Here is a 10,398-nt window from a genome sequence, read left to right as displayed (position 1 = left end):
GTAATGCACTCCATCCACTGGCTACTGCGGCATAAATCGCTATTTTGTTAGCTGAAATATTGAATTTTCAAGGAACAAGTCCCATTTGGGGTATGGGAAGTCTTAGTTAATTATTATTGATGAATGCAGTATGGTGGATATGCATCTGTTTACGAGCCTGATGATGAAAATAAAAGCAGGAAGCAGGATTGTTTTGGTAGGTGATAAAGATCAGCTGGAATCAGTGGGGCCAGGAAACGTATTTAAAGAACTTATTGATTCCGGTGTGATTCCGGTTACAGTCTTAGAACAATGTTTCCGGCAGGAAAATCCCACTATTCTGGAAAATGCGATAAAAATCAACTGTGGGAAGCTAAATCTGGAATATGATGACAGTTTTTCTTTTGTGGCGGCACATGATGATGAAGATGCAGCAAAAAAGATTGTGAAAATTTTTGATGTGGAGTGGAAGAATCAGAAGAAAAATGTAAATGCAGTTCAGGTATTGACACCTTTAAGAGAGGATACAAAGGTAAGTGCTAATGCTTTGAATATAAAAATCAAAGACAGGATTAATTCTTACCAATCAGGACAGCAGGAAATCAAAAGCGGAAACAGAATTTTCCGTATGCAGGATAAAGTGATGCAGACAAAAAATGAAGACGAAATTTCCAACGGGGATATCGGGATTGTAAAGAAAATAGGAAGGATAAATGGAAAGAAGTACATGGAAGTAGATTTTGGAGAAGAAAGGGTTATGCGATATCTGGAAGGAGAATCATGGAACATTGTTCACGCATATGCGATTACTGCCCATAAGGGGCAAGGCTCAGAATATCCGGTAGTCATCATTCCGGTTTTATCGAGTTTCCGGAGGCACACTTTAAAGAGGAATTTATATTACACTGCGATTACAAGGGCGAAAAAGAAAGTTATCCTTGTGGGGAGTAAACAGGCATTATCCCAGGCAATCAGAGCTGGAAGGGCAAAAAAAAGGAACACCTTGTTGGCATATAGGTTAAAAAAAGTTTTTGCAGAGCTTTCTGATAAGAATAAGGCGGCATAAGAAGAGGAGAAGAGGGATAATCCAATAAGAAAAAGGAGTGGTATCTTTTTTTTCCATGTGATAAAATAAGAAAAAAGGGATTATGGAGGTGAAAATAGATTGAAAGTTGAAAATATACTGGCAAAAAGTATTAGCTCCGCAGGCGATAAAGCCTCCTATGATGCGGCGTGTAAACGTCTTCTCGCAAATAAGGTAATTCTGGCATGGATCATGAAAAGTTGTTTGCAGGAATACCGGGATTGTGAGATTCAAGAAATTATAGAGAACTATATAGAAGGAGAACCGGACATTGCAGATGTGTCTGTAAACATTGATGAGCGGTTGTCAGAAGAGCAAATAGAAAATGGAGCAACAGAAGATGCTTCTATTTATGAAGGGATAGTTACCTATGATATTCGATTCTGTGCGAAAGCTCCGGCGTCAAAAGAAAAAATCCGACTGATCATAAATATTGAAGCACAGAATGATTTTTATCCAGGCTATCCAATTATAAAAAGGGGAATTTATTATTGCAGTAGATTGATATCTTCGCAGTATGGTGTTGAATTCTCAGACGCACATTATGAGAAAATAAAGAAAGTTTACAGTATTTGGATTTGTATGAACCCACCTAAATATAGAAAAAATAGTATAAACAGATATTCTATTACAGAAGAACAGTTAATTGGCAGTTGTTCCGAAAGAAAAGAGAATTATGATCTATTAACAGCAATTATGATATGTTTAGGGGATTCTGATGATGAAAATGTTCCAGGTATTTTAAAATTATTAGAAGTTTTACTTTCTTCGGATCGTGAAGTAAATGAAAAGAAAGAGATATTACAGAATGATTTTTCAATTGAAATGACAAAGACATTAGAAAGAGAGGTGTCTATTATGTGTAATTTGAGTAAAGGCGTTGAAGAAAAAGGAATTGAGAAAGGAATTCTTCTTTCAATTAGAAACCTTATGGAAACAATGGGATGGTCGGTAGAACAGGCAATGGAAGGTCTGAAAATTCCTGAAGAAGAAAAAAGCAAGTATTTAGATGAATTAAAAAAAATGTAAGAGTACAAAATATATAAATTTTGAAAATAGAGGTGAGCAGCACTGTTGTTGTTCACCTTATTGCATGGTTTGTCTGAAACGTAAAGACATTAGAAAGAGGTGCCTATTATGTGTAATCTGAGTAAAGGTGTTGAAGAAAAAGGAATTCAAAAAGGAATACTGTTTTCAATTAGAAATCTTATGGAAACAATGGGGTGGTCAGTAGAACAGGCAATGGAAAGCCTGAAGATTCCTAAAGAAGAAAAAACGAAATATTTAGATGAATTAATATAGTTTTTTTATGATGAGTGTGGGCAGAAAGCGTGAGTAAAATCAGCTTTCTGCCCATCTTTTATATGATAATAGTTACAAAAGTACGAGACAAATAATAGGAGATATCACAGTATCTTACATACCATAAGTGTTTTGCTTGCAAAATGGGGAGCTACTTTTAGGTGTCATAAAGATACGTTGTGCCATTTCAATAAAAAGTAAAGCATGAGAGCGGGAAGCAGAATAGGTTCTACTCATGTATTTCTTCGTTTGCATTGACAATGAAGAGAAAATTCCTTAGTTTCAATGAGAAACATAGGGGATATCGAATGTATCCCGTGAAGAAATATGCTACACTACCGAAAAAGGCATGGAGGACAGTAGAATGGATTATAAAGAGCAAGTAAAAAAGTATCTTGAATATTGTGAGTATAGGAAAGAATTGGATTGGAATACGCTGAAGGCATACAGAATTGATTTAAGACAGTTTTTTGAGTTTACACAGGAGGATGTCCCAGAAAAAAGCAAAATAGAAGACTATATAGTGGAATTGCATAAAAAATACAAGCAGAAAACCATAAAACGTAAAATTGCATCAATCAAAGCATATTATAATTATTTGGAAGAGTGCGAAATTATCGATGATAGTCCGTTTAGAAAAATCAAAGTAAAATTCAAGGAAGCAGCAATTTTACCTAAAATAATCCCGCGTGAAGAAATTGAAACTTTGTTGAATTATATGCATTCATGTAAGAAGATAAGTAAGGATAATACTTATAAGTACTGGTTACGAGATATAGCTGTAATAGAAACATTATTTGCTACGGGGGCGAGAGTATATGAAATATCAAATATAAGATTAGATTGTATAAATTTGAATACGGGCTTAATAAAAATCATGGGAAAAGGAAGTAAAGAAAGATATATTCAGGTTGCGTCAGGTGAAATTTTGGATCTCCTAAAACAATATTATAAACATAATTCAGAAGCAATCAAAAAGTGTGGTTTTTTCTTTGTGAACAGTTGGGGAAATAGATACACTGAGGATTCTATAAGGCTTATGTTAAAAAAGTACACAAAGCTGGCGGGTATTGATAGAAACATTACACCACATATGTTCCGACATTCTTTTGCTACATATTTAATAGAAGAGGGTGTTGATGTAAGTTGTGTGCAACGGATCCTTGGACATAGTTCGATAAAAACTACTCAGATATATATACATATTGCAGCTAAAAAGCAAGCTGAGATTTTAAGAGAGATGCATCCTAGAAATCGAATGAATATAATCAGAGCAGCATAAATTTACTTATTATTTTATTTGAATAAAACGGATCGGCTTTGATAAAGGCGGTCTTTTTGATATACAAAAAATGAAGAGTTTAGTTATAGAAAAAAATTTTTTCATGGCAATAAAACAAAAGTATGGAACAATATGATAGTATTTGATATAATGTATTTAATAATTAGTAGTTATCCGGTATCTGAATGATATTAGATAATACCTTATTATCCAATATTATTTTATTGAAGGTTTATTTGTAATAAAGATATGAAAGAACATAGATATAAAAATTTAGAAGGTAGAAACAAGTTAATAGAGAAATTGACTCAAGAATATATTACTGCATCAGCCTCAAAGGCTACCATTATTCTAGGCAATCATGGATCAGGAAAATCACATGTAGTATTTGAAGTTATCAATAGAATACATAGCAAAAATAGACATAATAACAAATTACAAGTATATATTGCTGAAGGAGACAAATTATCTTTATACGAAAATTCTTCTAAGAGTTCTGTAGATAATATTGAAACTACTATTTCATTACCAATACGCTGGGGGATTGGAGTTGATATAGCGACAGCGGTATCAACTAAAAAAAATGATAGCCAATTTAATCAAATATCTAATCTTCTTAAAAAAAGATTTTCTTCTGATTTATTAATTTGCCTACCCGATTACTCTAAGTTAGATAACAAAGTAAAATATCTGGTTGAATTACTAATGAAGAATATAACCACTCTCGAAAGTACGTTTAAACATCATCTATATTTTCTCATAAGTAATGTTGATGATTCATGCATAAAGGATTTTCTAGTTTGTTCTACAATCGAAAAAAATATATTGGAAGACTATGATGAAAATGATATTTTACAATATCTAACTGAAAAACATAAAATAATTGTAAGGAAAAAGGACATAGAGGAAAAGATTAAACAAATCAAAAAAATATGTGCGTCTAATTTAAAATTAGTCGATTTTCTGTATATAGATTTAGTAGAGCAAAATGTTGATTTTTTTAGAGCCTTAGATTCCGTGGTTACATACAGATTGGGTGAGCTTAAAAAGAACGGTCTAACTAGAAATGTAAATGAATATGATATGGAAGACATCATTTTGTCTTCCTCAATTAGCCTAAAAAGCTTTGGTAGTCAAGAAATTGCAAGCATAACACATAAAGAAACAAATACTGTTCGAGAGAGTCTATATCTAGCTCAAAAGCAAGCGTTGCTGAAAAAAAACTCGCTGAACTTTTATTCCTTCGCTTGTGATGAAATACGAAAAATTCTGAAGAAAGAACTGAATGATAAGAATAAGGAAAGATATTTAGATTATTACAATTATTATAGTAACAAGGAACAAGATCAATATTATTTAAGAGCATACTATTTATGGGCATACAATGGATATTTGAAAGATGATATTTTTGCCCTTCTTATACTTTCCTATTCAGAAGCACTTAGTTTTAATAATTTGGAACAAATCAAAAAAATTGAAAGGTTGATTGGAAAAGGAAAAGATTCCTATTACTATGATGATTTTGAAACAATAAAATCATTTTACAATACCCTACGTGAAGGGGAATCGGATTATGATAAACTTAATAGGATGTACCGTAATTTACAAAAAGATTATTTTGAGATTCCCTTAAAGGCAGAACTGGCAAGAGCTTTTTTCCATTTTATGTATAGGAATTATAAGCCTTGGTATTTACAATTGAAACAAATATTAAGTCAGCTCGTTCAGTATGCTGAAGAATCTATATATTTAGGCCTATCACAATATCCTATAGAGATGCCTATCGTTGATGAAACTGTTTTGAAACTTAGGATTATCTATGATATTGCACACTATATCTTAGATGTTTTGAACGACACAGAGTTATTTAAACGGATCTATGATCTTAGCCTTTCACTTAGCGGGAATATACAAACCTCTCAATCTAGTAAAAGCATTGCTAAATATATGGAGAATGTATTTAATCGAAAAGCGTTTCTGTTTGTAAACCAGACACAATGTAATATTTATTATGACAAAGCAAAAAAGTATTTTTATGACAATCAAATCTGGGATGAATATTGTATCACATTAATCTGTGAAGCAGGAACAGACATAGTTATACAAAAATATAATGAAGCTATACAGGCATGCAGAAAAGCTATGCAAGTTTCTTTAGAAAATGAAATATCAATACCGTACCCTCAGAAAATACTAAATAACATGATAATAGCAGATTTTCTTAGGTATGAACAATCCCATGCAAAAAAATATTGCTTTAGATATGCAAAAAAAACTGTCAAAAAATTAAGAAAACAATTACAACGTATTTCATGTGCAACAGAATTTGTTATTCTCACTAATATATGTTCGCTAAATCTTTATTATGGTAATATTTCAGAATATCTCAAATTCAAAAAATATTTGGAGCATTTAATGGATTGCGATGATGTGTCAAATATTGAAGATGATGATGTGGATGACTTTTATCGTTATTATTTTGCTTGGTTCGAAATATATAGATATATATTAGAAGAAAAATGGGAGAGTGCAACAAAAATTATTAATTTATTAGATGATTTTGTTCCATCATTATTTAAAAAGCAAGAAGTTTTTTGGGATAAGAAACTTCTTGCGCTAAAAGAGATTATTTTGAATCGTCAAATATTAGATGGATATGATTTTTGTAATAATCTAGTACCTTTGAAACGACGATCTAGTGAATTGGCTTCTTTTTTCTGCCGGGGGCTTATGCTATCTGATTTGCAATATACATCTTATGATTGAAGTATATCATAATTTGAAAAAGAACACGCCATTATTGTCTTATAAATATCTTTATAATCTAAATGCATTATATTTTCAAACAGAAACGCTACCGAGCTATGTTTTATAGTATATGGTGTTCCAGCTATATCGATAAGATATGGCTGGTCTTTTTCTATACGGAAATCAAATCTCGCATAGTCTTTAATGCTTAAAATTTGTGCAGCTTTAACTGCTTGTTTTTTTATTTGTTCTATTACTACTGGACTCAAACTATCGGATAATTTTCTAAACGAATAATTATATAGGTTTGATGTTAAGGAATCTAAAAAATCATTACCATTTATAACAATTTCCACTGGCTCAAGTGCATAATACTTTCCCTTAAACTGTATTACTAAAACTTCACATTCTAGGCCGCTAATATATTCTTGTATGAGTAGTTGTTTAGTGTTCATCCGTTGTAGTGTCATATCAACTGTTTTCAATTTTTCTTTTGTTAAATATATTTTATTGTCTGTAAGCAAGCCTATACTTACTGATTCATGAATATTCTTTAAAAGTATTGTCGTATCCAAAAAAGGTTCTAATATATTATGATTATTAAATGTATAAAGAACAGATTTTGGTGTTAATATCCCCATATTAGAAAGTACCTGTGTAAAAATCCATTTATTTCTCAATAAGGATATAGTAAAAGCATTTGATCCAGTATATTTAAGACCGCATAAATCGCAAAAAGCAGGGATTAATGATTTTTTCCCTTCAGCTATTCCATCTCTGCTAAAATTATATATGTAACATTCTGTGGCTGAGGGATGCTCATCCATCACAAATTTTATGAAATCCAATTCTGAGTAAAAAACTTTGGCATAACCAAAAATATAAAATAATGTCGAAGCGATTTCAGAAAATTCTTTTCTAGAAAAAAACTCACTTTCATCAGTATGAACAATATAGTTATTGTTCTTTGTAGTTTTATTTTGTGTGTCAGCTATTATTAGCAAATCGAAATTTATATCTATATTCTTAAAATAAGCTAAACACTCTTGAATTATATCCATACTCATTGTCTCCTTATTACGTAATTTGTAAAATTTTTTCTAAATCCAAGACGTTTATAAAATTTTTCTGCCTCTTCATCATAAACGTTTACCCGTAATTCCTTGTTTGTGAGTTTAGAAAATGTAATTATATTTTCTAAAATTTGAGTTCCTAATCGTTGTCTTCGATAAGGTTTATCAAGATAAATTCTTCTCAGCAGAAAAAATTTTTTTTCAATAGCTATATCTATAAACCCAATGCTTTTCTTTTCTTTTTTTATGATATAAGGATATTCATTATTTTCAAAGTATGATGGAATAGTTAAACTAAAGTTTTCGTCAGGATGCTTATAGATATACTCTTCCAAAAGTTTTTGGGTATAACTTAGTGCTTGAGATGTATTCATTATATATGAATACTCATTTTTATTATTATGCCAGTTTATAAAATATTGTTTTGGATTAGAATAATACTTTTGGCACATTGTTATGGCCATCTCATATTCGATTACATTGTTCATTTCTGATGCAACATAATTTGGTATTTCTAAAGTGTGAATTTGGATTTCCTCCAAAAAATCATTAAAATAGTCATCCCAGAAGTTTTCGCTATTAGATAAATTTTCAGGAGTACTGATATCAGCAATAATTTTTTTGAAAATTTCTGCATCAGATTTACTCCAAAAAGATACTCCAAAAATGCACGGTTCTGAAAAACAACCAATTTCAAAGGAAATTATTCGCCCATTCTTATCAAGAATAGGTTTCCAAGCGTCAAATTCCGGATTTAAATATTTCATTACATAATAATAGCTATAAGGTTTATTAATAAAAATATTCTCCGCCAAAACAACATCACCTTCAATGATGAAAGTATCACCTATAATATTAACAATACTGTATATCCCATAGAGCGTAGATACTGAACAATTGGGATCAGATACGATGGTACAACCATATTTTTCTTGTAAAAATGTATATTGATCTGCATATATTCCTGCAATTATAACAATATCATTTATTCCAAAATCATTTAAAATTAGAATTGTTCTCTCAATATTGGGAAGCCCAAGAATTGGTATGGCTTATGGGTATATTGTTTTTCCTCAATCATACGGGAACTATGTCCAGCAGCCCAAACTATTGCATTCAAAATATATTCTCCTACATTATTCTCTTTGTAATTCTCTTTGTACTTCGATATTGGATAATAAGGTATTATCTAATATCATTCAGATACCGGATAACTACTAATTATCTTTTAACGTTCATGAAGCTAAGAATAAGAAACACTATTTTTCATATGAAAGGATTTGATTTTACGTTCAATTAGAAACCTTATGGAAAAGATGAGGTGTTCAGTAGAACAGCAATGGAAAGGGGTGAAAATTCCTGAAGAAGAAAAGAGCAAAATTTAGATGAATAAGAAAGTATAAAAGTACAAAATATATAAATTTTGAAAATAGTGAGGTGAGCAGTGTTCTGGCTGCTCCCTTTATTGTGTGGTATGGATAACTACGCATACTTTTTGAACAAAATTCTAAAACTGTCTAGTAGTAGAAAAGATATAGACGAAAGTAGAGCGAAATCACAAGATAGAGTTGGGGAAGAAATAGATCTTCTTTACTGTTGAAAGAGAAGGATTATCCAGTAGAAAATAGTCCGATTTTACGTTAATAAATTGTGTAAAAGATTGCATATAGTTGTAAAATTTAGTATAATATCAGTTATTAAAGACGGAAGCAAAAAAGGAGGAATTCCATGAATAAACGTATCGCAAAGAAGAATTTAAAAAAAGCTTTTAAAGAAATGGAAAGTAGTCGTGGAAATGGCGTTTCAGTTATTATAAAAACACAGGCATACGTAGATAAAAATGGAAAAGAATGCAATCCATTAGAAACACCAAATACCAGATTTATCCAGTTAAAACGTCCTAAAATTCAATATATTAGGAATACGGAGAAATAAGAATACTATCTATATTAGAGAAATTTTTTGCATTGAAATAATCTATTTACTTGCGGTTTCTTATATTTTGTGTAAGGAATCGCTTCGTATGAAGAACAATAATTTCAAAAAAGAATAAATTTCTTACGATCCCAAAACTGTTGTTGACAGTTTCTCCATCTAATGCTAGGATAAAGTTGTATTCATTTATGTACAAGCAAATTTGTGCAATGAATTTTTATTCTGCATGGTAGCAGAAGATTTACTTTGGGCATAGTCTGCAATAAAATATAGGAATAAGTTTAAGACAAGGTATAGAAAGACAAATACCTTGTCTTTTTTTGCGTGTAGAAAGGAGGAATATACCTAAAACTTGCAGACAGAAAGGAGAAAAAATGGCAGAGATAAAATTATTTGATACCTGGACATTTCAGGAAGAAATACCAGAACCATTCCGTCAGTTTTTACAGAGAGAAGGACTGCGGAAAACAACGACAACAATAGAGTGGCTTTCCCAGTATAATCAAGGACGGCAGGCAACACTGCATCCACCTACATTGAGGGCAATGCTGAGTATTGCGGGAATTTATTTAAAGAAAACAGAAGGAGCCCTGGGATTCCAAAAAGGGAATTATGATTTGTTGAATTTTTACTGTATGGAATATGCAAAAGAGGAAAGACGCTATGCATTGATCTATAATCCGGTCAGTGCAAAGATACGAGGTATCTGTAAGAAAGAGAAGCAGACATACACAGCTCTTGATTCAGTTGAAAAAAATATCAGTGATGGAGAAGAAATTCTGGCAATGCTTATTTATGTCAGCTTGGAAAAGAAAGAAGCATTGTATAATCTGGAATTTGCCCAGAATTTTATTTTATTCATGCAGCAAATGAAAGAAGGTTGGAAGATTGAAAATGAAAAGTAGAGGTTATCCATTACCTTAATCGTATCACAACAAAGCCATCTTACGGTGGCTGCTTTGAAAATTGAATATGTAGACAAAGTTACAGGTTAT

The 10,398-nt window shown here is 31.3% G+C and carries 9 protein-coding genes; 7 read left to right on the top strand and 2 right to left on the bottom strand.

All coding sequences use genetic code 11. From position 1 onward, the window contains the following. Positions 1–109: 109 nt before the first annotated feature. From ACTQXY_RS14430 to ACTQXY_RS14410, 5 genes are all read left to right on the top strand, one after another. The gene (locus ACTQXY_RS14430; RefSeq protein ID WP_441660043.1) at positions 110–1,045 is read left to right on the top strand and encodes an AAA family ATPase; all 936 of its coding nucleotides are present in this window, start codon (positions 110–112) and stop codon (positions 1,043–1,045) included. Between the two features lie 99 nt (positions 1,046–1,144). Beyond that, positions 1,145–2,092 carry a hypothetical protein gene (locus tag ACTQXY_RS14425; RefSeq protein ID WP_441660042.1) on the top strand — a complete coding sequence of 316 codons (948 nt, stop codon included), beginning with the start codon at positions 1,145–1,147 and terminating at the stop codon, positions 2,090–2,092. Between the two features lie 108 nt (positions 2,093–2,200). Next, positions 2,201–2,365: a hypothetical protein gene (locus tag ACTQXY_RS14420; RefSeq protein ID WP_156558237.1), complete on the top strand. Its 165-nt coding sequence runs from the start codon at positions 2,201–2,203 to the stop codon at positions 2,363–2,365. Between the two features lie 364 nt (positions 2,366–2,729). After that, positions 2,730–3,647: a tyrosine-type recombinase/integrase gene (locus ACTQXY_RS14415; RefSeq protein ID WP_156558239.1), complete on the top strand. Its 918-nt coding sequence runs from the start codon at positions 2,730–2,732 to the stop codon at positions 3,645–3,647. A 249-nt stretch (positions 3,648–3,896) separates the two neighbouring features. Continuing rightward, a complete protein-coding gene (locus tag ACTQXY_RS14410; RefSeq protein WP_441660041.1) occupies positions 3,897–6,413 on the top strand; it encodes a hypothetical protein in 2,517 nt (838 codons plus the stop codon). Here ACTQXY_RS14410 and ACTQXY_RS14405 read toward each other — a convergent pair. Both ACTQXY_RS14405 and ACTQXY_RS14400 read right to left on the bottom strand, forming a co-directional pair. Then, positions 6,404–7,456 (bottom strand): hypothetical protein, encoded by a 1,053-nt coding sequence (locus ACTQXY_RS14405; protein ID WP_441660040.1) that lies wholly within the window; start codon positions 7,454–7,456, stop codon positions 6,404–6,406. The two genes, ACTQXY_RS14410 and ACTQXY_RS14405, sit on opposite strands and share 10 nt — an antisense overlap. 2 nt (positions 7,457–7,458) lie before the next feature. After that, complete coding sequence (locus tag ACTQXY_RS14400) at positions 7,459–8,283, bottom strand: GNAT family N-acetyltransferase (protein WP_441660039.1); 825 nt, start codon at positions 8,281–8,283, stop codon at positions 7,459–7,461. Between the two features lie 913 nt (positions 8,284–9,196). Here ACTQXY_RS14400 and ACTQXY_RS14395 point away from each other — a divergent pair. Together ACTQXY_RS14395 and ACTQXY_RS14390 are read left to right on the top strand one after the other, a co-directional pair. Next, positions 9,197–9,403: a hypothetical protein gene (locus tag ACTQXY_RS14395; RefSeq protein WP_441660038.1), complete on the top strand. Its 207-nt coding sequence runs from the start codon at positions 9,197–9,199 to the stop codon at positions 9,401–9,403. Positions 9,404–9,777: 374 nt separating this feature from the next. Beyond that, a complete protein-coding gene (locus ACTQXY_RS14390; RefSeq protein WP_441660037.1) occupies positions 9,778–10,308 on the top strand; it encodes a hypothetical protein in 531 nt (176 codons plus the stop codon). Positions 10,309–10,398: the final 90 nt, after the last annotated feature.

This window comes from Faecalimonas sp. LCP19S3_D12 (assembly GCF_052121495.1).
In the GTDB taxonomy this organism is placed as follows: Bacteria; Bacillota; Clostridia; order Lachnospirales; family Lachnospiraceae; genus Faecalimonas.
Note: the sequence above shows the minus strand (reverse complement) of the source record. Positions and strands in the feature narration are given on the sequence as shown.